A 24,041-nucleotide genomic window follows, 5' to 3' on the forward strand; every position below is an offset into this window, starting at 1 on the left:
AATGAAGGAAGAACGATGAAATTCCTGTCGATGATCCGTCTTGACGAGAAGAACGCCGGGCAGCCGAGCGACCGCCTCATGCAGGAAATGGGCAAGCTCCTGGACGAGATGACCCGCAGCGGCACGATGATCAGCACCGCGGGCCTGCGCCCCACGGCCGAGGGCGTTCGGGTGCGCTGGAACCGGGGAAAGGTCTCGGTCACCGACGGTCCGTTCACCGAGACCAAGGAGATCATCGGCGGCTACGCGATCCTGGAGGCCCCCTCGATGAAGGAAGCGCTCGAGATCACCCACCGCTTCCTCGCCATCCACGGCGACGAATGGAACGTCGAATGCGAGGTCCGGGCGCTGGACGGGCCGGAGTTCGGGGTCCGCGCGGGTTGAACCTCGCCGGGCCGCTCCCATCTGATCGGGATGGCCACGGCATTCAAGGATTACTACGAGGTCCTGGGCGTCGCCCGGGACGCGAGCGTGGACGACATCAAGAAGTCGTACCGCAAGCTCGCCCGCAAGTACCACCCGGACGTCTCCAAGGAGCCGGACGCGGATGCGCGCATGAAGGAAGTGAACGAGGCCTACGCGGCGCTCTCGGATCCGGAGAAACGCGCGGCCTACGACCAGGTGGGCAGCGGCTACCAGTCGGGGCAGGACTTCCGCCCGCCGCCGGACTGGGACGCCGGCTTCGAGTTCTCGCGCCACGAGTTCGATCCACGTGAGTCCGCGGACTTCAGCGAGTTCTTCAGCGACCTCTTCGGCCGCATGGGGGGACGCGCCCGGGGGCCGTCGTTCGAAGCGCGCGGCGAAGACCACGTTGCGAAGGTGATGCTCGACATCACGGACGCGTACACCGGCGCCGAACGGCAGATCTCGCTTCGCTCCCCGCGCGTGGACGACCAGGGTCACGCGACGCTGGAGACACGAACCCTCGACGTGAAGATCCCCAAGGGCGTGCACGAGGGCCAGATGATCCGGCTCGCGGGCCAGGGCTCACCGGGGATGGGTGGGCAGCCGGCCGGTGACTTGCTGCTGGAGGTCCACTTCAATCCGCATCCCCGCTATCGGGTCGCCGGAAGGGATTTGCACGTAACCCTCCCCCTCGCCCCGTGGGAAGCGGCGATGGGCGCGGTGGTGCCCGTGGAGACTCCGGGCGGCCTGCTCAACGTGCGCGTGCCGGCGGGTGCGCAATCCGGGAAGCAGATGCGGGTTCGCGGGAAAGGTATTCCGGGCGCCACGCCGGGCGATATCTACCTCGACCTGCAGGTCGTCCTGCCGCCGGCGGACACGGACAAGGCGAAGGAGCTGTACGAGACGATGGCGCGCGAGATGGCCTTCGACCCGCGCGCGCCGAAGGAACAGGCATGAGCGAGCACGAGATCAAGACGCAGTTCACGCTCGAGGAGCTGGCGCGCCTGTGCGCGGTCGAGCAGGAATGGGTCGTGCACCACGTGGAGGAAGGCTTGTTGATTGCAGCTGCCGGCGAGCCTCGCTTCACGGTCACGACGCTGGTGCGCGCCCGCCGCATCCGGCAGATCGAGCGCGACTACGACGCCGTGCCGGAGCTGGCTGCCCTGGTGGCGGATCTTCTCGAGGAGCTGGACGCGAGGCGCTCGCATTCCCGCTGAACGGGATCCTCTCCACGCGGAACGGATCCTGTCCGCGATGAACGGGATCCTACTGGTGACCCATCACCCGTTTCGGCTGGTAAGGCGCCTCGAGGCGGCGCACCTCATCGGGGCTGAGCTGCAGCTCCGTGCCGGCCGCGAGATCCTCGAGCTCGGCGATCGTCTGCGGTCCCACGATCGGTGCCGTCACGCCGCCCGAAGCGGAGTGCGGCGAAAGTAGCCACGCCATGACGACCTGGCCGCGGGTCACGCCGCGCTCCTTCGCCACCTCGCCCACCGCCGCCGCCACCGCGCGATCCGACTCCCCGCTGTAGTACTGCTTGCGAAGCGGATCGACGTCGCGGCGAACGCTGGACGACGGCGCGCCCGGCTCTTCCAGGAGGAATCCCCGCGCGAGCGGGCTCCAGGGGATGCACGCCACGCCCATGTCGCGCAGCATCGGCAGCATCTCGCGCTCTTCCTCGCGGTAGGCGAGGTTGTAGTGGTTCTGCATCGAGACGAACTTCGTCCAGCCATGGCGCTCGGCCACGTGCTGCGCCTTGGCGAACTGCCAGGCCCACATGCTGGAGGCTCCGATGTAGCGCGCCTTGCCGGCCTTCACGACGTCGTGCAGCGCTTCCATGAACTCTTCCACTTCCACCGCATAGTCCCAGCGATGGATCTGGTAGAGGTCGACGTGATCGAGCTGCAACCGCTGCAGCGACGCATCGATGGCCGCGAAGATGCGCTTGCGTGAGAGCCCCTGCATGTTGGGCTTGCGAGCCTTCTCGAGCGAGGCGAGGTCCTGCCCCGACTTGAAGTCGAACGTGACCGGGTTGTAGACCTTGGTCGTGATGACGAACTCGTCGCGGCGGCCGGTCTCGCGCACGAGCTTGCCGAGGAGCATCTCCGCTTCACCCGCGGAGTATGTGTCGGCCGTATCGAAGAAGTTGACGCCCAGCTCGACCGCGCGCTGGAAGAGCGGCCGCGCTTCGGCTTCACCAAGGACCCACGGCCGCCACTGCTGTGCCCCCATGCTCATGGTGCCCAGGCACAGGCGCGAGACCTGTACCCCGGCCTTGCCCAGCCGCGTGAGCTTCATCCGCGCTTGAACGGCGCGCGCTGGTCGTACTCGCGGGCGGCGGCCTCGAGCGTCGTGAACACCGCGCCGCCCTTGGCGAGCCCTTCGAGCAGCCCCTCCAGCATCAGCATGCGGTGGCCGCGGCCGATGACGTACGGGTGGCAGGTATAGGTGAGGATTCCCCACGGCTCGTTCCTGCGCATGTACTCCCAGTCGTCGAGCCAGTTCTGCAGCACGCCGCGCGCGTTCATGAGGCCCGGGTTCACGGTGGTCGGGAGGCGCAGGTACTCGAAGTGCGGGAAGTCGTCGGTGGACCAGCTGATGGGCAGCTCGATCAAAGGTGTTGCCGCGCCGAACTCGATGCCGCGGTCCGTGTGGATCTTGTCGCCCTGGCGCACGCGATAGGGCGTGTGGTCGTCGCCCATCATGCTGCTCTCGTAGTAGAAGCCGTACTTGAGGAGCAGGCGGACCGTATCGGCGCTGAGATCCCACGACGGCGAGCGGTAACCGACGGGGACCTTCCCGGTGAGCTGTTTCAGGCGCTCGAGGCCGCGCACCATCTCGGCTTCTTCCTGCTCGGGCTTCAGGTTCGCGGGCGGCACGTGCGTCCAGCCGTGGTGGCCGATCTCGTGCCCCGCCTTCACGATCGACTCGCACATCGCGGGGTACGTATCGACAACGACGCCGGGGATGAAGAACGAGGTCTTGATCGAGTAGCGGTCGAGGAGCTTGAGAATCCGCGGGATGGCGACCGTGTCGAATTCACCGCGCGAGACCGGCGTGGCACTCGTGAGGCCGCGGGCGACGAGGCCGGACATGGCGTCGACGTCGAAGGTAACGCACGCGATCAGGCGCTGGGTCATAGGTCGAGGATCGTGAGGGCCAGCGCTTGCGCGCGCGGCACCAGGCTGTCCACGCGCAGCCATTCGCGGTCGGTGTGCACGTCGCCGCCGACGGGGCCGGTGGCGCAAAGCGTCGGCGCGCCCACGGACGCGGTGAGGCCGCTGTCCGCCGAGCCGCCGGTGAATTCCGCCTCCACCTTCATGCCGAGCTCGCTCGCGCAGCGCTGGTAACGGGCCAGCAACGCCTCGCTCTCGGGTGAAGGGGCCAGCGGATAGAAGATGCCCTCGTTCGTGATGTGCGCATGCGTGTTCTTCACGGCGTGGCGCTGGATGATCTCGAGGATCTTCGCGTGCAGGGCCGCGCGGTCCACGCTGCCGGGGTAGCGCACGTCGAGTTGGGCGCGCGCGTAGTCCGCGACGGTGTTCACGGTCATGCCGCCCGAGATCGTGCCGACGTTGGCGGATATGCCCTGGTCCGGGCTGTTCAGCCCCTGCAGCTCGACGACCTTGTGGGCGATGGCCTCGATGGCGGAAGCACCCTTGTACGGATTCACGCCCGAATGCGCGGCGACACCCTTCACCTCGAAGTCGATGAAGAACGCACCCTTGCGCGCATTGACCACGTTCCATATCGGACGCCCGGGCTCCGCATTGAACACGGCGCGAGCACCCTTCGCACGTTCGAGCGTGATGGCACGCGATGCGGGCGATGCGACTTCCTCATCGCCCGTGAACAGGATGTGGATCGGCGGAGCTTTCGCGCCAACCTCGGCGAATGCGCGCGCGACATACGCGTTCATCACCAGGCCTGCCTTCATGTCCGCCACACCGGGACCGTGGGCCGTCTCGCCGTTGATGCGGAACGGGCGTTGGTTCGCCGTGCCCACCGGGAACACCGTATCCATGTGGCCGAGGAGAAGCACGTGGCCCCCCAGGCCGCCGCCCAGCTCGGCCGTGACGCAATCCCCGTGCGTGGCGAGTGGAACGCGATGCGTCGAGATGCCCGCGCCTTGCAGCACCGAGGCCATGAGGCCCGCCATGCGATCGGCACCCGGCTTGTGGGAGCTGCCGGAGTCGATGTTCACCGCCTCCTCCAGCAGCGCCATCATCTCGGCGCGGTGGCCAGCGAGCCAGTCGCAGACGGCCTTGCCTTGCGTCGTGGTCATTGGCGCTCGAGGTGCGCCTTCTGCCACTGCATCTCGATGTCGAGCTTGTCCTTGTTCTCGAGCTGCACCTGGAGTCCCTTGATCATCGTGCCGTACGCGAGATAGTACGCGGCCAGCAGCGTGAGATCCGTCATCTGCCGATCGTCCAGGTGCTTGCGAAGCGCCGCGAACGTGGAGTTGGCGATCGAGTCCGCCGACGCGAATTCCAGCACGTAACGGACGGCGAGCTGTTCGACTTCCGGCAGCGACGACGGCACCTTGCCCTGCAGGATCTCGTCCACCGCCGCCTGCGGAATACCGGCCTGCACCGCGAGCTGGCCGTGGTGCGTGGCGGCGTAGCGGACCTTGTGGCCGATGGTGACGATGGTGAGCTCGACCAGGCGCTCCGAGAGCTTGGTGTGATAGCGCACGTAGTCGCCCACGTGCGCGAACCGGCGCAGGCCCTCGGGCGCGTTGGCGAGCGACTTCATCGCGTTGGAGACCCAGCCGCGCGAGGCGGTGATCTCGTCGAAGACTTTCTTTGCTTCCGGGTTGGTGGCGGGATCGACTTCGTTCAGTACGGCCATGCTTGCTCCTTGGCTGGGTCCCCGCCTGCGCGGGGACGACGATCATTTGCGGTGAATCAATTAATTAGGGTCTGACCCTATTTATTTGGGCTGGATGCCGTTCGACGCGATGACTTTTTTCCACATCGAGACCTGGTTCTCGACGAACTTCGTGAATTCCTGCGGCGTGCCCCCGACGGGACGCGTGCCCATGCCGAGCAGCTTGTCGCGCACGGTGGGGGCCTGCAGTGCCTGGTTGGCAGCCTTGTTGAGGATCAGGATGACGTCGTCCGGCGTGCCCTTCGGCGCGGCGAAGCCGAGCCACGATTCCGCTTCGAAGCCCGCAACGCCGGATTCCGCGACGGTGGGAACGTCCGGCAGCACCGGCGAGCGCTTGGCGCTCGACACCGCCAGCGGACGCAGCCGCTTCGACTCGACCAGTGACGAGGCGCCCGGCATCGAATCGAACTGCATGTCGATGCTGCCGCCGATGATGTCGATGTTGGCCTTGGCGCTGCCCTGGTAGGGAACGTGGAGGATGTCCACTTTTGTGAGCGACTTCAGCAGCTCCATGAAGAGGAACATCGAGGAGCCCGCGCCCGCGGAGCCGTAGGTCAACTTGCCGGGGTTCGCCTTCGCTTCGGTGAGCACGTCCTGCAGCGTCTTGAAGCGCGATTCGGGAGCGACGACCAGCACGTTGGTGCTGGAGATCGTGTGGACGATCATCTTGAAGTCGGCGACCGGGTCGAACGGCATCTCCTTCATCAGCGCCGGATTGGAGCCGAAGTTGTTGATGGCCGTGACGATCAGCGTGTAGCCGTCGGCCGCCTGGCCCTTCACGTACTCGGTGCCGAGGTTCGCGTTCGCGCCCGGCTTGTTCTCGATGATGATCGGCTGCTTGAGGATGTTGGACATCTCCTGCGCGATGATCCGCGAGGCCACGTCCGTCTGGCCGCCCGGGGGGTTGGCGACGACGATCCTGATCGGCTTGGTGGGGAATTGCGCGTTCGCGACACCCATGACGAGCGTGGCGGCGAGCGCTGCAAGTGCGCTGAAGGTCTTCATCCGGATTACTCCCTTGTATTACCAGTTGAGGGTGAGGCTCGAGCCGCCGCAGACGTGCAGCACCTGCCCCGTGACGTATCCATTCGCGCGATCGGCCATGAACAGCACCGCGCGCGCGATGTCCTCCGGAGTGCCCGCCCTGCCGACGATCGCGTGCTCGACCAACTTCGCGGCCACCTCGGGCGGGTTGTTCTTCTTGAAGAGCTCCGTCAGCACCGGCCCGGGGGCGATGGCGTTGACGGTGATGCCGCTGGGCCCGAGCTCGAGCGCCCAGCTTCGGGTGAGACCGACCATCGCGGCCTTGGTCGACGAGTAAACCGTGCGCGCCTTCTTGCCGAGGATCGCGCGCGACGAGATGTTGATGATCCTTCCGAACTTGCGCGCCTTCATGCCCGGCACGAACGCCTGCGCGAGGATCACGGGCGTGCGGATCGAGAGGTTCACGCCCGTGTCGATGTGCGCATTCGTGACGCCCTCGAGGTTGCCCGGCGTCGGCGTGCCCGCGTTGTTCACGATGCAATCCACGGTGAAGTCCTTCGCGATCCGTTCGGCGAGCTTCTGCGTGGCGTCCGCATCGACGAGGTCGATCTTGAAGTAGCGGTACTTGTCGGTCTCGGCAACCTTCGGCGGCTGCACGTCGAGGTTGATCACCGTGTGGCCCTCCGCTAAGAACATGGCGCAAAGGCCTTGGCCGATGCCGTTGCTGCCGCCCGTGATGACGGCCGTGAGCTTCGCGTCGCTGTTCATGCGGTCACCGGAAGGCCTGCGTTGGAGCCCGTGATGTAGCCCCGATGGAATTCGGGATCGACCGGGCGCTCGCCCGGGCGGTTGATCCACAGGCGGTAGAGGCGGCGTTTCTTCTCTTGCTCCGCGTGGTCGACGTAGCCCGTGCGCCAGTGGACGGTGGTGAAGTTGTTGAGGAGCTGGATGTCGCCCGGCTTGAAGGCCATGTCGAGCCGGTATTCGTCCGAATGCGCGAGATCGACGATGCGGTCGAGGAGCATGAGGTCGTCCCTCGAAAGCGCGCGGTTCATGCGCTCGGCCGCCTGGCGTGCGCTGCTCGCGTTGAACACGCAGGAGAGCAACCCCTGGTGCCAGCGATAGACGGGGATCGGCACCGGCGTGCACCCGTACGGCGCCGCCGGCGTTTCATCGCCGCGAAGGTCGTGGTGGAAGCCGCGGTAGAGCGATGCCATGCCCTCCGGGTTCTCCTCCAGCAGGCGGTTGTAGATGGCCGCCGAGCTCGCGATGCGGGAGAGGCCGCCCTCCTTCGCCGGTTGCACGCAGAGCAGCGCCACCACGTCGCACGGGTCGCTGTGCGGGCGCTGCTCGGCGTTGGTCATCGAGGGCTTCACGCCCACCTTGTTCGGGTCCAGGCCGTGGTCGGTGATCTCCGCGATCGGATCGCCCTGGGCGTTCTGGGTGACCGCGGTGCCCCAATGCCGGCCGAGGCCCCAATAGAGGTCGCGCAGGAACTGGCTGTCGTACTTGTGCACCGGCAGGCCGCGGAGCAGGACGAAGCCGCGGCCCTGGGTCACCTCGCGCATCACGCCGGCCAGGAAGGCGTAGGCACGGGGCAGCGCGAAGTGCTCGCGGCCGAAGGCCGGCATGGTCTTGCGCAGGGTCCGCAGGTCGCGCGTGGCCCACTCGACCTCGGAGAGCGCCTCCGCGGGCCAATCCACGATCCAGTCGGTGCTGGCGCGCATCTGGCGCCCGGTCCACGCGCTGGGGTGGGTCACGTGCTCGCGGCGGATTTCCATTGGGGCTCCGTATTACAATGCAATATGTCTGTATTGCCTTCCAGTTCACTATAACGGATGAAAAAGAAAACGACACCTGCGGTTCGCGAAGATGCGTTGTTCGTGGGATCGATGGAAAAGGGATTGCGCGTGCTCGGGGCGTTCAGCGCCGGCCAGCAGTTCATGACGCTGCGCGAGATCGCCGAGGCGTGCGAGATCGACAAGAGCGCGGCGCAGCGCTTCACCCACACGCTCTCGCAGCTGGGCTACCTGGAGAAGTGCGGCGACACCAAGCGCTTCTCGCTGGGCAAGAAGGTGCTCGAGCTCTCGTTCAACTACCTGCGCGCCAACACGCTGGTGGAGGCCGCCTCGCCCGTGCTGCTGGACCTGCAACGGACGTGCGGCGAGCGGGTCAACCTCTCGCTCTTCGACGACACCTCGATCATCTACGCCGTCCGCCAGCTCTCGAAGCGGGAGTACTACTTCTCGTCCCTGATCGGGCGGCGGATGCCCGTGTATTGCTCGTCGGGCGGGCGCGTGATGCTGGGGTTGCTGGACGACGAGCATGTGGACGCGATCCTCGACCGCTGCGACCTGAAGCCTGTCACGCCGAAAACGATCTTCGAGCGCCCGAAGGTGAAGGCCAAGATCGCCGAGGCGCGGACGAAGGGCTACGCGTTGACCGTGGAGGAGACGGTGATGGGCGAGCTGGTCGTGGCTGGGGCGATCACGGCTGCCGACGGCCGTCCTGCAGGGGCAGTGCACATCGCCGGGTCGCTGGGAAACTGGACGCCGCTGCAGTTCGAGAAGAAGTTCGGGCCGCTCGCTTCCCAAACGGCGCACGCACTGAGCCGAAAACACGGCTAAAATTCGGGACGCACGTGCAACTTCGCAAGTCGAGATGAGCCTCCAGAACGACCGTCCCCGCAGCAAAGCACCCCTCTTCGTCGCCCTCCTCCTGATCGTGTTCGCCGGCCTGGCTGCAAGCGCCTGGTACCTGCGGCCGCGCTTCGAATCCGACCCGCCGACCATCGCCCTGCTCCCGAACGCGGATGCGCTGGGCACGGCGCCGCTCGAGATCCAGGTCGCGGATGCCGGCACGGGCCTGAAGTCGATCGTGGCGACCCTCTCGCAGGGCGGTGCGGAGATCCCGCTCGCCTCCGAGCAGTTCGCCCAGCCCGTGGCGGAGAAGAAGCTCACGGTCGCGCTCGCGAAGGTGGCGGGCGTGAAGGAAGGCCCCGCGGTCCTGCGCGTGCGAGCCAAGGACAATTCCCTGCGCCAATCCTTCAGCGGCAACGAAGCCCTGCTAGAGAAGAACGTCACCATCGACATCACGCCGCCCACGCTGGAGCTGGTGGCCGACGACCGGTACGTGAACTTCGGCGGCGTGGGCGTCATCGTCTACAAGGCCTCCGCGGACACGGCTGCCTCCGGCGTGAAGATCGGCGAGTACTTCTTCCCCGGCTTCGCGGGTCAAGTAGAAGGGCATCCCGATCACTTCGTCGCGATGTTCGCGCATCCGTACAACGTGGAGCCCGGCACGCGCCCGCGCCTGGTGGCCGCGGACAAGGCCGGCAACACGCGCGAGATCGGCATCTCCTACGAGCTGAAGGACGTGCGCTACAAGAAGAGCACGATCGCGCTCTCCGACAACTTCCTGCAGAACAAGGTGGCGCCGCTGCTCGCCGACGCGTCCGCCCGCGCAGGCACGCCCCAGGACGTCTTCGTGGCGGTGAACAAGGCCTTGCGCAAGGTGAACGAAGCGAAGATCACCGAAGTGACGACGAAAGCCACGCCGAAGAAGCTGTGGGACGGCGCCTTCGCGCAATTGAGCAACAGCAAGGTGGAGGCGAACTTCGCCGACCAGCGCACCTACACCTACAACGGCCAGCCCGTGGACACCGCGTACCACCTGGGCTACGACCTCTCGGTGACGAAGCACATTCCGATCGAGGCCTCCAACGGCGGCACGGTGGCGTTCACCGGCGACCTGGGCATCTACGGCAACGCCGTGATCCTCGACCACGGCCTCGGGCTCTTCACGCTGTACGGCCACCTCTCGTCGATCGACGTGAAGGTGGGCGACACCGTGACCAAGCGCCAGCCGCTGGGGAAATCCGGCGAAACGGGGTTGGCCGCGGGGGATCACCTGCATTTCGGCGTCTACCTCGACGGCCTGGCGATCCTGCCCGTGGAGTGGTGGGACGCGAAGTGGATCGAGGCCAACGTCACGCCGAAGCTCGCGGGCCAGAGCGGCATCGAGATTCACGAGGCACAGCAAGGTGCACGCATCGCCGCCAAGAAGAGCTCGGCGACCAAGAGCCCAGGCAACAAGAGCTCGGGGAAGCGGCACCCCCGCTAGGGGACTCGAATCGCCTTGACCGTCGGAGTGGCGTCGAAGACCAGCGTCTTGGGCCATGTCGGCCACGTCACACCCAGCGAGGCGTCGTTCGGATCGCCATTGCGAGCGAAGGCACCGATGCTACGCATCATCGCGTCCGCCAGGGCCACGCGCCCGGGCTGGTTGGCCTTGGTGAAGCTGAAATTCGCCCACAGTTGCGGGCCGAAATTCCCGAACACGAAGGGAAGGTCGAACGCGTGCGCGGCGCCGAAGATCTCGTTGAAGGGCGACGGCTCCTCGTCCCACTCGAAGCTGTAGTACCAGACGTTGGCCTGCTGCGTCTTCAGCGCGCCCAGCACGTTGTCGCGCAGTGGCCTGAACCAGTAGCTGTCGAGCGTGGCCATGCGCGCGTTGAAGCCGGTCACGGGCTTCGCGATCGGCAGGTACGCCTCCGGAATCCACTGCTCCAGCTTCGTGGCCGGGGCCGCATCGGGGTCGTAGCTGAAATGGATCGCGAACGCCTGCTCATCGGTCAGCAAGCGGCCGCTGGCTCCTCCCAGGGCCGGCGACACCGCCAGCAGGCCCGGAAAGAGCTTGCCCTCGTCGCGCGTGTTGCCCGCCAGCACGGGGACCTTGAGATAGCGGCCCGCCTTGATGGCCTCGATGGGACTCTCCGACACGACATGGCCATCGGGCACGGGGTTCGATCCCCCCAGTCCCAGGGGCCGGAGCTTGAGCACCGTCGTCAACACGGCGTCGGCACTCTTGCCGCGCAGGTACCCGGCGATCTCTTCGGCCTTGCGTGACCCCATATAGGTTTGCGCCGTCGCGGCATCCGTCGCCAGGCCGTCGGCGATCAGCAGGTGGGTGAGGAGCGCATTCGCCTGCGTCTCGAACACGGAGGCGGGGAACAGCACCGGGAAAGCGCCAGGGGGCAGATCCGCGGCGCGCGAGATGCCGCCGCTGAGCGGCACGACACGATGCACCAGCGAGGGATGGGCCTTGACCATCAGCGGCGAGGTCATCAGCGCATAGACGTTGACCGCGCCGGCGGATTCACCCATCAGCGAAACCTTGCCGGCATCGCCGCCGAAGCTCGCGATGTTGCGATGGATGAACTGCAGCGACTTGATGATATCGAGCAGCGCGAAGTTGCCCGAATCGTCCTGCGGGTCGCCCGTCCGGAGGTACGGCGAGCGGAAGAAGCCCAGCACGCCCAACCGATAGTTCACCGTGACGACGACGGCATTGGCGGTCTTCGCCAACATGGCGCCGTCGTAGAGCGGGTCGGCGGTATAGCCGGTGATGTTGCTGCCGCCGTGCACGAAGACGATGACCGGCAGGTTCTTCGCCGCGGTCGCGGGGCGCCAGATGTTGAGGTAGAGGCAGTCTTCCGAGCCGACGTACTTGTCGAGGCTGGCGCCGATGGTGGCGTCGTAGCGATTGTTGAAGCCCGGCCCGTACAGGCGGCCCAGCGATGCGCAGGCATTGGCGAACTGTTGCGTGAGCCGCGGGGACGTCCAGGGGACCGCATCGGCCGGAGCCTTCCATCGCAGCTCGCCGACCGGAGGCCTGGCGTACGGAATGCCCTTCCAGGAATAGGTGCCGCGGCTTGCCGAGTCGTCGTTGCCGACGACCGTGCCGAGGGATGTCGTTCGCTGCACGGGCGGGGCCGGCGTCTCGCCGTGGGCCCAGCCGCTCAACAGCAGGGCCGCCGAGAACGCACCCATGCCTTTTGCCAGGAAGCCTTGACCCATTTACATTCACTATCCGCTGAATGAATATAGACACATTAGATAAAATGATTCCTAATGGCAAGGCCGGGCAAAGACCCGGCGCCTAACCGAGCCGGATCCTTGGAGGAGGAGAAGATGAAAACTGGAAACACGAAGAAGAACGTGTTGCGCGCAAGCCTGCTGCTGGCCCTGCCCTGGTATGGAATCGCCTCCGCCCAGGAGGCCACGCCGGAAGCCAAGAAAGCGGAAGAGGCCAAGCAGGAAGCCACGAAGGTCGAGACCGTCGTCGTCACGGCGGAGCGGCGGAGCCGCCCCCTGCAGACGAGCCCCATCTCGGCGACCGTGCTCACCGGCGACGACCTGGTCAACAAGGGCATCAACAACGTCGACCAGCTCATGTTCGTCACGCCCTCGGCGACGGTGAACAATTTCGGCCAGGGCATCGACTTCAACATCCGCGGCATCGGCAAGGGCGAGCACAACTCGCAGACCACCACGGGTGTCGTCACCTACCGCGACGGCGTCGCCACGTTCCCCGGCTACTTCACCGGCGAGCCTTACTACGACATCGCGACCATCGAGATCCTGCGCGGCCCCCAAGGCACCTTCGTGGGCCAGAACGCGACGGGCGGCGCGGTCTTCGTCACCACCAACGACCCGATCATCGGCGGCGGGTATACGGGCTACGCGCAAGCCCAGCTCGGTAACTACCGCGACTACGGCTTCCAGGGCGCGCTCAATATCCCCCTCGGCGAAACGCTGGCCGCGCGCATCGCGTTCAACACCGAGAACCACGACAGCTTCTATGACATCAGCGGCCCCTACACGGGCACCGATGCGCGCATGCGCACGCAGAGCGCGCGGATCGGCCTGCACTGGCAACCCACCAGCGCGTTCTCCGTGCTGTTCAAGACCGACTACAGCCACTTGGACTTCGGCGCCTATCCGGCCGACCCGGTCAACGCGACGAACGACCCGTTCAACCTGACGGCCAACGCCGACCTGAAGGCGGTGGACCGGGTCGTGCGCTCGGTGCTCACGCTCGACTACCAGTTCGCCAACGGCATCAAGCTGCGCTCCGTCAGCGGCTACCAGGACGGCACCACCGCGTATCGCTCGGACTTGGACGGCACCAGCACGGGCAACAGCACGTTCCGCGATGTCGTCGACGAACGCATCTATTCGCAGGAGGTGAACCTCATCTCGCCCAACACGGGCTGGTTGAAGTGGATCGTGGGCGCCTACTGGCAGAAGGACACCCTCACGTTTCCCCCGAAGGAATTCGTGATCGGCGTGCCGCCGGGAAGCCCCCTCAGCGAGTACGTCCTGGACGGCACCAATCCGAAGAAGACCTCGGCGGTGTTCGGCAAGGTCGGCTTCGACCTGACCAACCGTCTCGAGCTCGAGCTGGGCGGCCGTTACACCAAGAGCACCACGGCCAACGACGTCAACGTCGTCCAGTACGGACTGCCGTTGAAGCAGGTCCAGGAAGCCGAATACACCAACTTCTCGGGCAAGGCCGCGCTCAACTTCCAGCTCGATAACCGGAACTTCCTCTATGCCTTCGCCGCATCCGGCTTCCGTCCGGGCGGATTGAACGTCCCCGTCGGCCTGGGAATTCCGCCGCCCTTCGACGAGGAGAAGGTCAACAGCTACGAGGCCGGATGGAAGTCGATCTGGCTGGACGGCAAGTTCCGCGCGCAGCTCACCGCGTTCCACAACGACTACAAGAACTTCCAGGTGATCGTCGGCTACCCGACGTTCCCGACCTTCGGCTTCGAGCTGAACGTGCCCGGCACGACGAAGATCTCCGGATTCGAGGCGCAGCTGCAAGCCAACTTCGACGACTGGAAGTTCGATGCCGGCCTCGGCGTGATGCGCAGCAACCTCGGCCGCTTCTACGCGGTGGACCCGAGAGGCGCCTCGACCGTGCCTTGCGATCCGAACACGGGACCCGAGAGTGCCGCTTGCCGCAACCTGGAGGGAACGGACCAGACTTATGCGCCGGACCTCACCTTCAACTTCGGCGTGCAGCGCGAATTCCGCTGGGGCGAGGACATCATCACGCCGCGGCTCAACTACGGGCACGTCTCGCAGCAGTGGGCCACGCTGTTCCAGAACGAGGCGCGCGGCGATCGCATCGGCAGCCGCAACATCCTCAATGCGCAGCTCGCGTGGCTGCACAAGGGTTATCTCGTGACGCTGTACGGAACCAACCTCACCGACCAGACCTATGTGACGGCGATCAACTCCGGCTTGCGTTTCGTCGGGCCGCCGCGCCAGTACGGGGTGCGACTGGCCACTTCGTTCTGACCTGATGCAAGCGCATGCGCTGACGATCGACAAGTTCCTCGATCACGCGGCCAAGTGGTCGCCGTCGAGGGAGATCGTCTGGAGCGAAGCCGGGATCGCGCAGGGCCGGATGGGCTATGCCAGGTTGCGCGATCGCAGCAATCGCCTCTCGGGCGCTTACAAGGCGCTCGGGCTGGCGGTGGGCGACCGTGTCGGCACCCTGGCGTGGAACACCCAGCACCATCTCGAGACGTACTTCGCGACCATGGGCGTGGGCCTCGTCTGCCACACGCTCAATCCGCGCTTCACGGTCGCGCACCTGGCCGCGATCGTGAACGAGGCCGGGGACCGCGTGCTCGCGGTGGCCTCCAACCTCGTGCCGTTGTTGCAGGAGCTCGCTCCGCTTTGCGCGACCGTCGAGCACGTCGTGGTGATGGATGAGGGAACGAGCGAGCTGCGGTCGCTGGCGGGCTCGAAGGCGAAGCTGTGGTCCCACGATGCCTTGCTGGAATCGCACGGCGCGCCGGTGGCCTGGGGCGAGTTCGACGAGCACGCCCCGGCCGGCCTTTGCTACACCTCGGGCACGACGGGCGCTCCGCGGGGCGTGCTCTACACGCATCGCTCCAACTATTTGCATACGCTGCGCGCCTTGCAGGCTGATTCCTTCGGGATCACGAGCAAGGATGTCGTGCTGATCGGCGTGCCGATGTTCCATGCCAATGGCTGGGGCTTGCCGTTCGCTGCGCCTGCGGCTGGCGCCAAGATGGTGTTGCCGGGCCGGCACGCCGACGGCGCCAGCCTCGCCGCCGTGATCCGCGAGGAAAGCGTCACTCTCGCCGCCGGCGTGCATACGCTCTGGCTCGGCGTGGTCGATCATGTCGAAAGCAGCGGCATGGAGCTGCCGAGCCTGAAGCGCGTGCTCATCGGCGGCTCGCGGTGCCCCGAAGCCTTGCTTCGCCGCATCGAGAAGCGCCTGGGCGTCCAGGTGCAGACCAGTTGGGGCATGACCGAGCTCTCGCCGATGGGCACCATCACGCCGCCGGGCGAGGGATGGTCCGAGGAGCAGGCGTCGGGCCGTCCGTCGATGGGCCTCGATCTCAAGCTCACCGACGCGCAGGGGAAGGAGCTGGCACCGCAACGCGGCGTGGTCGGTCACCTGAAGGTGAAGGGTGCGAGCGTCCTCGACCGGTACTACAAGGCCGATGCCGATGCGCTCGATGAAGACGGCTACTTCGACACGGGCGACCTCGCGAGCCTCGACGAGGCGGGCAATCTCACGATCCGGGGCCGCTCGAAGGACCTGATCAAGTCCGGCGGCGAATGGATCAATCCCGCGGAGATCGAGGACATCGTGGGCCGCCTTCCCGCGGTCCGCCTGGTCGCGGTGGTCGGAATCGCCGATCGAAAATGGACCGAGCGCCCTGCCCTCGTCGTCGAGCTGCACCCGGGAGAATCCTGCGGGCCGGACGAATTGCTGGGCTGCCTCAAGGGCAAGGTCGCCTCGTGGTGGATTCCGGACCGGGTGATCCAGATGGAATCCCTGCCGCTGGCCGCCACGGGAAAGATCGACAAGAACCTGCTGCGCACCATGCTCGATGCGTCCGATTGACGTTCTTTGAGGGTGCTGCCTAGACTACCGCGATGGTCAAGCCCCAGAAGAAGCGAGTCCTCCGCAGCAAAGCCGATCAGCGCGCCAACAGCATCGAGCAGATCCTGGACGCGGCCGAATACCTCTTCTCCAGGAACGGCCTGCACGGCGTGAGCCTGCGGGACGTGGCCCAGCAAGTCGGAATCCACACCACGCTGGTCCACTACTACTTCAAGGACAAGCAGGATCTCTTCGAGTCGGTGTTCGCGCGCCGCGCGAGCATCAGCAGCGAAGGGCGCATGGAGGCGCTTCACAAGTACGAGGAAGACGCCGGGGACAATCCCACCGTGGAAGGCGCGTTGCGCGCGTTCCTGGATACCGACCTCGATCTCTACGTCGAGCGCGGCGAGTACTGGATGAACTACGCGGCCTTCTGCGCACGCGTCAGCAACACGCCCGAAGGCGCGGCGTTGATGGACGTCCACTTCGATCCCGTGGTGTTGAAGCTCCTCGAGATCATCAAGCGCGCGCTTCCGGGTTACTCCGACGCGGACATCTTCTGGGGCTATCACTTCGTGACCGGCGCGCTGATGAATACCTATGCGCGCACCGGGCGCATCGACAGGCTCTCGGGCGGGCTCTGCCGTTCCGACGATTTCGCGGCGGTGAAGCAGCGCATGGCCCCCTTCATGGCTGCGGGCTTCCTCTCCCTCAAGCCGCAGCCCGCAGCGAAGTCGAAGCCGGCGGCGAAGCGCAAGAAGTAGGCATCTCGCGCGCCGAAAGCCCTACGGCACGAGCTTCGGCGAAACCAATCCCGCGTTCCAGTTCCACGGCAGCTCCTTGCTGGCCCGGCGCCGACGCACGGCTTCTTCGTGCAGCTCGTACATGCCGGGCATCAAACGCTGCGACGCTTGCGGAGACTCGCCGAAGAGCATGTAGCTCGCCGACTTGCCGTACTCCGGCCAGTCCGCTTCCCCCTTCGCGCGGGGTTCGCCCGTGCGCGCGAAGCTGCTCCAGTAGTTGAGCATCGCTTCGGTCATGCGCGCCTCCGTCGCATTGACGGGGATCTTCGGCCAGAGCGCCGGCGTGCGATCCGTCGTTCCGAACATGTACGGCAATTCGGCCGCGTGGAATGCGTGCAGCCCGGCGGCATCCGCGGCCGGATAGCCATGGTCGAAGAGGTAGAGATACGCGCGCTGGCCGATCGCCGACTGGTTTCGCGCCAGGCGCTCCGCGGTCCAGCCATAGAGTGCATCGCGTGAGGTGGCGTAGATGCTTTCCTTCATGTCGGTGCCGGGATACAGGCGTAGGAACTCGCCGGCCAGGTCACCGTAGCGCTCGCGGATGACGGCCTCGTACTTCTCGGCGCTTGCCGGAGCCGGCGGTGCCAGGAACGTGAGCGAACGGATCTCGCCGCTGTTGAATCCCGCGAGCAGCGGTACCGGCGCCTGTTCGCCCTTCTCGAAGACTTCCACCAGTTGGCGCTGCAGGACCTGGCCATCGATCGTGGCGAACGGCATGAACCCGTTGGCCGCGGCAGCCTCGGTCAGCTGCTGCGCATTCGCTTCGCGAAGCATTGAGATATTGCGCGCGTGCAAGGTGCCGGCCAGGCGTGCTCCGGCCTCCTGCGATGCCCGTTCGCCGAAGCGCGTTTGCTTCAGCTCCGGCGTGGAGATCATGTACGCGCTTTGTGCGATCGCCTTGGCGAACAATCCTCGCGCCGGCGGGGAGGCCATCAGGTACATCACGCTCAAGCCGCCGGCGGATTCGCCCGCGATGGTGACGTTCGAAGGATCGCCCCCGAAGGCCGCGATGTTGGCGCGCACCCAGCGCAGGGCCTCGATCTGGTCGAGTAGCCCGTAGTTGCCGGAGACGCCCTGTTCCGACTCCCGGCTGAGCTCCGGATGCGCGAGGTAGCCCAGCACGCCGAGCCGATAGTTGATCGACACGACGACGAGCCCGCGTCGGGCCAGCGGCGCCCCGTCGTACACGGGTTCCTTGGCCGCACCCCCCACCAGTGCCCCGCCGTGGATCCAGACGAACACCGGAGCGCGGGCCGCGTCCGTAGGAGCCCACACGTTGAGGCTCAGGCAGTCCTCGCTGGTGGGCGTGATGTCGCTCGAATAGATGTTGGCGGTGCGAGGGGCGGGCTGGATGCAGGCGGGCCCGAACCGCGTGGCCTCCAGGCGCCCTTTCCAGGGCTGCATCGGCACGGGTGGCCTCCACCGCAACTTGCCAACCGGTGGCGCGGCATAGGGGATGCCCTTGAAGACGCGCAGCGAATCCTGCGCCACGCCCTGGACGTCGCCCGCGGGGGCTTTCACTACGGGGCCTGCGTCCGAGGCGAAAGAGACCGGGGCCGCAAGGCCGATCGCGACCGTCAGGCCCGCCACCGTCATTCCCGCGAAGGCGGGAATCCATTTGAGTTTCATTCGACGCTCCTCCGTTATTAATTCTCTTTTGCGTGAATATTAGTTCATGATAGAGTTTCTTTGCGGCTGTGGCGGATCGATGACCAACAAAAGCCGCGAGGAGACCACAATGCGTGCTGCCCGCTCGGCCATCCCGTTTGCCGCTCCCCTGCTCGTCTTGTTCACCGGCCTGGTACACGCCGGCCCGGTCAAGATCGGCGTGCTCGAAACCCTCTCCGGCCCCCAGGCCTCCACGGGCATCGCCTATCGCGCCGCCGTGCGCTATGCCGTCGACAAGCTCAACGCCGAAGGTGGCTGGAACGGCGCGCCCGTGCAACTGCTGGAGTACGACAACCAGGGCGGCCCGGCCGGCGCCTCGGACAAGCTCAAGGCCGCGGTCGCCGACGGCGTGCAGATCGTCGTGCAGGGCGGCTCCTCGGCCATCGGCGGGCAGATCACCGAAGACGTGCGCAAGCACAACCTGCGCAACCCCGGCCAGGAGATCGTCTACATCAACGTCGGAGCGGAGGCGTTGGAGCTCACGGGCGAGAAGTGCAACTTCCACCACTTCCGCTTCGCCGGCAACGCGCAGGTGCGCACCAAGGCGCTCGTGCAGGCGATGAAGCAGGCCAACGTCCTCGGCACGAAGGTCTACTCGATCAACCAGAACTACTCGTGGGGCCAGGACATGGAGCGCTCCATCGAGGAGAATGCGGGCCCTGGCGGATACCAAGTGGTTGCGAAGACGCTGCACGACGTGAACAAGATCCAGGACTTCGCGCCGTACGTCGCGAAGATCAGCGCTTCGGGTGCCGATACGGTCATCACGGGCAACTGGTCGAACGACCTGCTGTTGATGATGAAAGCCTCGAAGGCGGCCGGCCTCAAGGTTCGTTTCGGCACCGTTTTCCTCGACCAGGTGGGCAACATCGCCAATGCCGGCGACCAGGCGGTCGGGCACTACGTCGCGCAGACCTTCAACCCGGAAGCAGCCGGGGAAGAAGGCGCGAAGTTCGTGGCCAGCTACAAGGCGAAGACCGGCCGCGTGCCCGTGGCCACCGAGCCGCAGACCGTGTTCGGCCTGGAGATGGTGGCCGACGCCCTCCGTCGTACCAAACCGAAAGCCGGCTCGCTCGACGTGAACGCGTTCGCCCGCAACCTGGAGACGACGAAGCTCAAGACTCCGATGGGTGAATCCAGCATGCGCGCGAGCGACCACCAGGTGCTCCTGCCGCTGGTGGTATCCACCGTGTCCGCGGATGCGAAGTACAAGGCCGACGACACGGCGCTGGGATTCAAGCCGGTGAAGACGTTCACGGCCGAAGAGGCCGCCGTCCCGGCGCAGGGCAATTGCAAGATGCAGCGCCCGGGCTGACCTGGACGCGTTCTTCTTCTCGCTGTTCAACGGCGCGGTCTACGGCCTGCTGCTGTTCATGGTGTCGGCCGGGCTGACGCTGGTCTTCGGGATGATGGGCGTGCTCAACTTCGCGCATGCCTCCTTCTACATGCTCGGGGCGTACTTCGCGTACTCGCTGCAAGGCGTGATCGGCTTCGGGCCGGCCGTCGTGCTGGCCGCGGTGCTCTCGGGTGGCGTGGGCGTGATCGTCGAACGCTTCTTCCTGCGGCGCGTGCACCAGTACGGCCACGCGCACGAGCTGCTGCTCACCTTCGGGCTGTCCTTCATCATCGCCGAGACGATCAAGCTCGTCTTCGGCAACTACCCGGTCGACTACCGCATTCCCGCGGCTCTCGACTTCGCGGCGTTCACCCTCGGCCGCCAGCAATACCCCGTGTACCGCGTGCTGATGGCGGGCGTGGCGATCGCGATGTTCGCGGCGCTCTTCCTGCTGCTGCGGTACACACGCATCGGCATCGTCGTGCGGGCGGCGATCTACAAGCCGCGCATGGCCGAGGCGCTGGGACACAACGTGAAGCTGGTGTTCATGGGCGTCTTTGGCGTCGGCGCCGCGCTGGCCGGACTGGCCGGTGCGGTCGCGGGCGCCTTCTACACCACCAACCCGAACATGGCGCTGGAAGTCGGCGTGATGGTGTTCGTGGTGGTCGTCGTGGGCGGCCTCGGCTCGCTGGGCGGTGCGATGGTGGCGTCGTTGCTGATCGGCATCATCACTTCACTGGCGGTGGGCGTGGATCACAGCCTCGTGGACGTGTTTGCCCTGGTCGGTGCGGGCCCCTGGGCGCAGTCCACGGGCGGCTTATTGACGCTGAAACTCTCGAGCCTCGCCGCCACGCTGCCGTTCGCGTTGATGCTGTTGATCCTGCTCGTTCGGCCGGGCGGCCTGATGGGCGAGAAGGCCTGACGCGATGCGCACGCCCCTCCTCGCCTGCGCCGCGGGCCTCGCATTGCTGGCGGCGCTGCCCGCCGTGCTGCCTGCAGGCCTCCTCATCGCCTCGATCCAGATGCTCATCGCGGCCTTGTTCGCCAGCGCGTACAGCCTGCTCAGCGGCCGGGCAGGAATGCTGTCGTTCGGGCACGCGGCGTACTTCGGCGTGGGCGCCTTTGGAACCGTCCATGCGATGAACGCGTTCGGCGGCACGGGCCTGCTGCCCACGCCGTTGCTGCCGCTCGTCGGCGCCTTCGTCGGGCTCGCGGTGGGCATCGTGGCCGGCTGGTTCGCCACGAAGCGCGGCGGGACCGCCTTCGCGATGATCACGCTCGCGATCGCCGAGCTGCTGCATTCGCTGGCGCCGCAGTTGAAGGGGCTGTTCGGCGGCGAGTCCGGCATCTCGGCCATGCGCGCTCCGGCGTGGGGCCTCACCTTCGGCTCGACGATGCAGGTGTACTACTTGGTCTTGGCGTGGGTGGCCGTCTCTCTCGCACTGCTGTACTGGCACACGCTCACGCCCGCGGGCCGGCTCACGCTGGCTTTGCGCGAGAACTCGCATCGCCTGCGCTTCCTGGGCTACAACGTGCACGGCCTGGGCGTCTCGGCCTTCGCGATCTCGGCGATGTTCTCGGGCGTCGCGGGGAGCCTCCAGGCCCTGAACAACGAGGCCGCGAACTATGCCGTGTTCGACGCCGGCGTTTCGGCGGCCGTGGTCCTGAACAGCTACATCGGCGGCGTGGGCAGCTTCCTCGGGCCCGTGGTCGGTGCCGCGCTGATGACCCTCTTCGGATACGCCATGTCCGACGTCACGCAGTCGTGGATGCTCTACCAGGGCGTGTTGTTCGTACTGGTGATGATGTTCCTGCCCACGGGCCTGTCGGGGTTGTACGGCATGGGCGTGCGGCTGGTGAAAAGGCTGCGCTCATGAGTGCCGCCCTCACCCTCCGCGGCCTGCGCAAGTCCTTCGGCGCCACCGAGATCATTCGCGGCGTGGATCTCGAGCTGCGCGCGGGCGAGCGCCGGGCGCTGATCGGTCCCAACGGCGCGGGCAAGTCCACGCTGTTCCATTTGATCTCCGGCAACCTGCGGCCCACGTCGGGCGAGATCGAGCTCGACGGGCAGCGCATCGAGGGCTGGTCGCCGGAGCGGGTCAATCGCCTGGGGCTGGCGCGGTCCTTCCAGATCACCAACATCTTTCCCAAGCTGAGCGTGTTCGAGAACGTGCGCATCGCGGTGATGCAGCGCTACAGCCTGCAGTACGTCTTCTGGCGCCGCATCGAGCGAGTGAGCAACCTGCGCGAGAAGGTGGATCAACTGCTGGAGCGCGTGCGCCTGCAGCACCAGGCCCACACGCTGGCCGGCGAGATGACCTACTCCGGGCAACGCTCGCTCGAGCTGGCGATGACGCTGGCCTCCGATCCCAAGGTGATCCTGCTGGACGAGCCCATGGCCGGCATGTCGAGCGAGGAGACGCAGTACACCGCGGAGCTGATCCGCGAGGTTACGGCGGGGCGAACGCTCTTGCTGGTGGAGCACGACATGGACGTCGTGTTCTCACTCGGCGAACGAATCAGCGTGCTGGTCTATGGCGAGATCATCGCCACCGGCACTCCCGATGAGATACGACAGCACCAGGGCGTTCGGCAAGCCTATCTCGGCGAGGAGCACGCAGCATGACGGCGCCCTTGTTGCACGTGGAGGGATTGCACGCGCACTACGGCAAGAGCCACGTGCTGCGCGGCGTGACGCTCTCGGCGGAGCGCGGGGAGGTCGTGAGCCTGCTGGGGCGCAACGGCTCGGGCCGCTCGACGACGCTGAAGGCCATCATGGGACTGGTGCCGCCGAGTGCCGGCCGCGTCGAACTCGGTGGCCGCGCGCTGGCAGGCGCGCCGCCGCACACCATCTGCCGCGCGGGGCTCGCCTACGTGCCGGAAGAGCGCGAGGTCTTCGCGAACCTCACGGTGGACGAGAACCTGCGCATGGGCGAGCAAGCGCCCGTGGCCGGTGCCGTCCGCTGGAGCGTGGCGCAGATGTTCGACTACTTCCCGCGCCTGAGGGAACGGCGCAGCGCCAAGGCGGGCAGCTTGTCCGGCGGCGAGCAGCAGATGCTCACGATCTGCCGCTCGCTGCTCGGCAACCCGCTCGCCATCCTGATCGACGAGCCCACCGAGGGACTGGCGCCGATGATCGTCTCGCAGGTGGCCGAGTTCATCCTCGACATGCAGCGCCAGGGCGTGGCGGTCGTGCTGGTGGAACAGAAGCTCGCCATCGCGCTGAAGGTCTCCACCCGCGTGTGCGTGATGGGCCATGGCCAGATCGTGTTCGAGGGCCGCTCCGAAGAACTGCAAGTCAACCAAGGAATGATCGCGCAATGGTTAGCCGTCTGAACACCAAGTTGCTGCAGGACAGGGTTGCCATCGTGACCGGTGCGGGCGGTGGCCTTGGAAAGGCGCACGTCCTCGAGCTCATCCGCCATGGGGCGCGCGTGATCGTCAACGACATCGCCGGCCGCGACGATGGCGCCGCGGCGCAAGCCGTTGCCCACGAGGTCGCGATCCGCGGTGGCGAGGCCGCGGTGCATCTCGGCGACGTGACCTCCCCCGCCGACATGGAAGCGATGGCCGCGCTCGCCATCGCCCGCTGGGGCCGCATCGACATCCTGGTGAACAACGCCGGCATCCTGCGCGACAAGACCTTCGCGAAGATGCCGCTCGAGGACTTCCGGCGCGTGCTCGACGTCCACGTGATGGGCGCCGTGAACGCGACCAAGGCGGTGTGGGCGCACATGGTGGCCCAGAACTACGGCCGCATCGTGATGACCACCTCGTCCTCGGGCCTCTACGGGAACTTCGGCCAGTCGAACTACGGCGCGGCCAAGATGGCGCTGGTAGGCCTCATGCAGACGCTGGCGCTGGAAGGTGCCAAGTACGGCGTGCACGTCAACTGCCTGGCGCCCACCGCGGCGACCGGCATGACCGAGAGCGTCTTGCCGCCGCACGCACTGGCCCATCTGGGTGCGGAACGCGTGAGCCCGGCCCTCATCGCGCTCGTGGGCGACAAAGCGCCGTCGCGAATGATCCTGCTGGCCGGAGCCGGCAGCTTCGAGTGCGCCCACATCACGATGACGCGGGGTGTCTACCTGGGCGATGCGGCCGACACCGCCGAGCAGCTCTGCGCCCGGCTGGGTGACGTGGCGGCGCGCGCGGGCGAAACCGTTCCGGAGTCGGGATGGGAGCAGTACCAGATGGAAATCCTCAAGGCCACCGCCGCGTAGCCGGCACACGGAGAT

Annotated in this window: 23 protein-coding genes; 14 read left to right on the plus strand and 9 right to left on the minus strand. The window is 66.4% G+C overall.

Going from position 1 to position 24,041, the window contains the following annotated elements; all coding sequences use genetic code 11:
- Positions 1-15 precede the first annotated feature (15 nt).
- The 3 genes from DSM104443_RS15965 to DSM104443_RS15975 are packed head-to-tail and all read left to right on the plus strand — an operon-like array spanning position 16 to position 1,622.
- Entirely contained in the window at positions 16-384 is a 369-nt protein-coding gene (locus DSM104443_RS15965) for a YciI family protein (protein WP_171093964.1), read from the plus strand.
- 30 nt (positions 385-414) lie between these two features.
- Entirely contained in the window at positions 415-1,362 is a 948-nt protein-coding gene (locus DSM104443_RS15970; RefSeq protein WP_171093967.1) for a DnaJ C-terminal domain-containing protein, read from the plus strand.
- A complete protein-coding gene (locus DSM104443_RS15975; RefSeq protein ID WP_171093969.1) occupies positions 1,359-1,622 on the plus strand; it encodes a MerR family transcriptional regulator in 264 nt (87 codons plus the stop codon). Before DSM104443_RS15970 ends, DSM104443_RS15975 begins: the two co-directional genes overlap by 4 nt.
- A gap of 49 nt (positions 1,623-1,671) precedes the next feature.
- Here the strand turns inward: DSM104443_RS15975 and DSM104443_RS15980 are convergent, their stop codons facing one another.
- From DSM104443_RS15980 to DSM104443_RS16010, 7 genes are all read right to left on the minus strand, one after another.
- A complete protein-coding gene (locus DSM104443_RS15980) occupies positions 1,672-2,703 on the minus strand; it encodes an aldo/keto reductase (RefSeq protein WP_171093971.1) in 1,032 nt (343 codons plus the stop codon).
- Positions 2,700-3,545, minus strand: coding sequence for a polysaccharide deacetylase family protein (locus DSM104443_RS15985; protein ID WP_171093973.1), 846 nt, complete (start codon positions 3,543-3,545; stop codon positions 2,700-2,702). The genes DSM104443_RS15980 and DSM104443_RS15985 overlap by 4 nt, the downstream gene beginning before the upstream one ends.
- Positions 3,542-4,690, minus strand: coding sequence for a M20 family metallopeptidase (locus DSM104443_RS15990; protein ID WP_171093975.1), 1,149 nt, complete (start codon positions 4,688-4,690; stop codon positions 3,542-3,544). Before DSM104443_RS15990 ends, DSM104443_RS15985 begins: the two co-directional genes overlap by 4 nt.
- Positions 4,687-5,256, minus strand: a complete 570-nt coding sequence (locus DSM104443_RS15995; RefSeq protein ID WP_171093978.1) for a carboxymuconolactone decarboxylase family protein — start codon at positions 5,254-5,256, stop codon at positions 4,687-4,689. The genes DSM104443_RS15990 and DSM104443_RS15995 overlap by 4 nt, the downstream gene beginning before the upstream one ends.
- Positions 5,257-5,337: 81 nt before the next feature.
- Positions 5,338-6,300, minus strand: a complete 963-nt coding sequence (locus tag DSM104443_RS16000) for a Bug family tripartite tricarboxylate transporter substrate binding protein (RefSeq protein ID WP_171093979.1) — start codon at positions 6,298-6,300, stop codon at positions 5,338-5,340.
- 18 nt (positions 6,301-6,318) lie between these two features.
- Positions 6,319-7,047 (minus strand): SDR family NAD(P)-dependent oxidoreductase, encoded by a 729-nt coding sequence (locus DSM104443_RS16005; protein WP_171093982.1) that lies wholly within the window; start codon positions 7,045-7,047, stop codon positions 6,319-6,321.
- Positions 7,044-8,060, minus strand: coding sequence for a TauD/TfdA family dioxygenase (locus DSM104443_RS16010; RefSeq protein ID WP_171093984.1), 1,017 nt, complete (start codon positions 8,058-8,060; stop codon positions 7,044-7,046). The genes DSM104443_RS16005 and DSM104443_RS16010 overlap by 4 nt, the downstream gene beginning before the upstream one ends.
- Positions 8,061-8,117: 57 nt before the next feature.
- Here DSM104443_RS16010 and DSM104443_RS16015 point away from each other — a divergent pair, with 57 nt between their 5' ends.
- Complete coding sequence (locus DSM104443_RS16015) at positions 8,118-8,906, plus strand: IclR family transcriptional regulator (RefSeq protein WP_171093986.1); 789 nt, start codon at positions 8,118-8,120, stop codon at positions 8,904-8,906.
- 34 nt (positions 8,907-8,940) lie between these two features.
- A complete protein-coding gene (locus tag DSM104443_RS16020; RefSeq protein WP_171093989.1) occupies positions 8,941-10,401 on the plus strand; it encodes a M23 family metallopeptidase in 1,461 nt (486 codons plus the stop codon).
- On the opposite strand, the gene DSM104443_RS16025 is transcribed toward DSM104443_RS16020, so the two are convergent.
- Positions 10,398-12,137, minus strand: a complete 1,740-nt coding sequence (locus tag DSM104443_RS16025; protein ID WP_212756736.1) for a carboxylesterase/lipase family protein — start codon at positions 12,135-12,137, stop codon at positions 10,398-10,400. The two genes, DSM104443_RS16020 and DSM104443_RS16025, sit on opposite strands and share 4 nt — an antisense overlap.
- 114 nt (positions 12,138-12,251) lie before the next feature.
- Between DSM104443_RS16025 and DSM104443_RS16030 the strand changes: the two genes are divergently transcribed.
- Genes DSM104443_RS16030 through DSM104443_RS16040 form a run of 3 tightly spaced genes read left to right on the plus strand, consistent with a single transcriptional unit; the run spans position 12,252 to position 16,760 of the window.
- The gene (locus tag DSM104443_RS16030) at positions 12,252-14,429 is read left to right on the plus strand and encodes a TonB-dependent receptor (protein WP_171093991.1); all 2,178 of its coding nucleotides are present in this window, start codon (positions 12,252-12,254) and stop codon (positions 14,427-14,429) included.
- A 4-nt stretch (positions 14,430-14,433) separates the two neighbouring features.
- Positions 14,434-16,017 (plus strand): AMP-binding protein, encoded by a 1,584-nt coding sequence (locus tag DSM104443_RS16035; protein WP_171093993.1) that lies wholly within the window; start codon positions 14,434-14,436, stop codon positions 16,015-16,017.
- A gap of 32 nt (positions 16,018-16,049) precedes the next feature.
- Positions 16,050-16,760, plus strand: a complete 711-nt coding sequence (locus DSM104443_RS16040) for a TetR/AcrR family transcriptional regulator (protein WP_171093995.1) — start codon at positions 16,050-16,052, stop codon at positions 16,758-16,760.
- Between the two features lie 21 nt (positions 16,761-16,781).
- Here DSM104443_RS16040 and DSM104443_RS16045 read toward each other — a convergent pair whose 3' ends face one another.
- The gene (locus DSM104443_RS16045; protein WP_212756738.1) at positions 16,782-18,428 is read right to left on the minus strand and encodes a carboxylesterase/lipase family protein; all 1,647 of its coding nucleotides are present in this window, start codon (positions 18,426-18,428) and stop codon (positions 16,782-16,784) included.
- Between the two features lie 109 nt (positions 18,429-18,537).
- On the opposite strand from DSM104443_RS16045, the gene DSM104443_RS16050 reads away from it, so the two are divergent.
- The 6 genes from DSM104443_RS16050 to DSM104443_RS16075 are packed head-to-tail and all read left to right on the plus strand — an operon-like array spanning position 18,538 to position 24,026.
- Complete coding sequence (locus tag DSM104443_RS16050; protein WP_171093997.1) at positions 18,538-19,782, plus strand: branched-chain amino acid ABC transporter substrate-binding protein; 1,245 nt, start codon at positions 18,538-18,540, stop codon at positions 19,780-19,782.
- Between the two features lie 58 nt (positions 19,783-19,840).
- Positions 19,841-20,725, plus strand: coding sequence for a branched-chain amino acid ABC transporter permease (locus DSM104443_RS16055; RefSeq protein WP_212756740.1), 885 nt, complete (start codon positions 19,841-19,843; stop codon positions 20,723-20,725).
- A gap of 4 nt (positions 20,726-20,729) precedes the next feature.
- On the plus strand, positions 20,730-21,680 hold the full coding sequence (locus DSM104443_RS16060; protein ID WP_171093999.1) for a branched-chain amino acid ABC transporter permease: 951 nt from the start codon (positions 20,730-20,732) through the stop codon (positions 21,678-21,680).
- Positions 21,677-22,429, plus strand: coding sequence for an ABC transporter ATP-binding protein (locus tag DSM104443_RS16065; RefSeq protein ID WP_171094001.1), 753 nt, complete (start codon positions 21,677-21,679; stop codon positions 22,427-22,429). Before DSM104443_RS16060 ends, DSM104443_RS16065 begins: the two co-directional genes overlap by 4 nt.
- Positions 22,426-23,139, plus strand: coding sequence for an ABC transporter ATP-binding protein (locus DSM104443_RS16070; protein ID WP_171094003.1), 714 nt, complete (start codon positions 22,426-22,428; stop codon positions 23,137-23,139). The genes DSM104443_RS16065 and DSM104443_RS16070 overlap by 4 nt, the downstream gene beginning before the upstream one ends.
- Positions 23,124-24,026 (plus strand): SDR family NAD(P)-dependent oxidoreductase, encoded by a 903-nt coding sequence (locus DSM104443_RS16075; RefSeq protein WP_171094005.1) that lies wholly within the window; start codon positions 23,124-23,126, stop codon positions 24,024-24,026. Before DSM104443_RS16070 ends, DSM104443_RS16075 begins: the two co-directional genes overlap by 16 nt.
- The last annotated feature ends 15 nt before the right edge of the window (positions 24,027-24,041 follow it).

The organism is Usitatibacter rugosus, from assembly GCF_013003965.1.
GTDB classification, from domain to species: Bacteria; Pseudomonadota; Gammaproteobacteria; order Burkholderiales; family Usitatibacteraceae; genus Usitatibacter; species Usitatibacter rugosus.

Bases quoted from the DNA above. Each gene is read 5' to 3' on its own strand.
- DSM104443_RS15965 (WP_171093964.1), top strand. From the start codon at position 16: ATGAAATTCCTGTCGATGATCCGTCTTGACGAGAAGAACGCCGGGCAG.
- DSM104443_RS15970 (WP_171093967.1), top strand. From the start codon at position 415: ATGGCCACGGCATTCAAGGATTACTACGAGGTCCTGGGCGTCGCCCGG.
- DSM104443_RS15975 (WP_171093969.1), top strand. From the start codon at position 1,359: ATGAGCGAGCACGAGATCAAGACGCAGTTCACGCTCGAGGAGCTGGCG.
- DSM104443_RS15980 (WP_171093971.1), bottom strand. From the start codon at position 2,703: ATGAAGCTCACGCGGCTGGGCAAGGCCGGGGTACAGGTCTCGCGCCTG.
- DSM104443_RS15985 (WP_171093973.1), bottom strand. From the start codon at position 3,545: ATGACCCAGCGCCTGATCGCGTGCGTTACCTTCGACGTCGACGCCATG.
- DSM104443_RS15990 (WP_171093975.1), bottom strand. From the start codon at position 4,690: ATGACCACGACGCAAGGCAAGGCCGTCTGCGACTGGCTCGCTGGCCAC.
- DSM104443_RS15995 (WP_171093978.1), bottom strand. From the start codon at position 5,256: ATGGCCGTACTGAACGAAGTCGATCCCGCCACCAACCCGGAAGCAAAG.
- DSM104443_RS16000 (WP_171093979.1), bottom strand. From the start codon at position 6,300: ATGAAGACCTTCAGCGCACTTGCAGCGCTCGCCGCCACGCTCGTCATG.
- DSM104443_RS16005 (WP_171093982.1), bottom strand. From the start codon at position 7,047: ATGAACAGCGACGCGAAGCTCACGGCCGTCATCACGGGCGGCAGCAAC.
- DSM104443_RS16010 (WP_171093984.1), bottom strand. From the start codon at position 8,060: ATGGAAATCCGCCGCGAGCACGTGACCCACCCCAGCGCGTGGACCGGG.
- DSM104443_RS16015 (WP_171093986.1), top strand. From the start codon at position 8,118: ATGAAAAAGAAAACGACACCTGCGGTTCGCGAAGATGCGTTGTTCGTG.
- DSM104443_RS16020 (WP_171093989.1), top strand. From the start codon at position 8,941: ATGAGCCTCCAGAACGACCGTCCCCGCAGCAAAGCACCCCTCTTCGTC.
- DSM104443_RS16025 (WP_212756736.1), bottom strand. From the start codon at position 12,137: ATGGGTCAAGGCTTCCTGGCAAAAGGCATGGGTGCGTTCTCGGCGGCC.
- DSM104443_RS16030 (WP_171093991.1), top strand. From the start codon at position 12,252: ATGAAAACTGGAAACACGAAGAAGAACGTGTTGCGCGCAAGCCTGCTG.
- DSM104443_RS16035 (WP_171093993.1), top strand. From the start codon at position 14,434: ATGCAAGCGCATGCGCTGACGATCGACAAGTTCCTCGATCACGCGGCC.
- DSM104443_RS16040 (WP_171093995.1), top strand. From the start codon at position 16,050: ATGGTCAAGCCCCAGAAGAAGCGAGTCCTCCGCAGCAAAGCCGATCAG.
- DSM104443_RS16045 (WP_212756738.1), bottom strand. From the start codon at position 18,428: ATGAAACTCAAATGGATTCCCGCCTTCGCGGGAATGACGGTGGCGGGC.
- DSM104443_RS16050 (WP_171093997.1), top strand. From the start codon at position 18,538: ATGCGTGCTGCCCGCTCGGCCATCCCGTTTGCCGCTCCCCTGCTCGTC.
- DSM104443_RS16055 (WP_212756740.1), top strand. From the start codon at position 19,841: ATGGTGTCGGCCGGGCTGACGCTGGTCTTCGGGATGATGGGCGTGCTC.
- DSM104443_RS16060 (WP_171093999.1), top strand. From the start codon at position 20,730: ATGCGCACGCCCCTCCTCGCCTGCGCCGCGGGCCTCGCATTGCTGGCG.
- DSM104443_RS16065 (WP_171094001.1), top strand. From the start codon at position 21,677: ATGAGTGCCGCCCTCACCCTCCGCGGCCTGCGCAAGTCCTTCGGCGCC.
- DSM104443_RS16070 (WP_171094003.1), top strand. From the start codon at position 22,426: ATGACGGCGCCCTTGTTGCACGTGGAGGGATTGCACGCGCACTACGGC.
- DSM104443_RS16075 (WP_171094005.1), top strand. From the start codon at position 23,124: ATGGTTAGCCGTCTGAACACCAAGTTGCTGCAGGACAGGGTTGCCATC.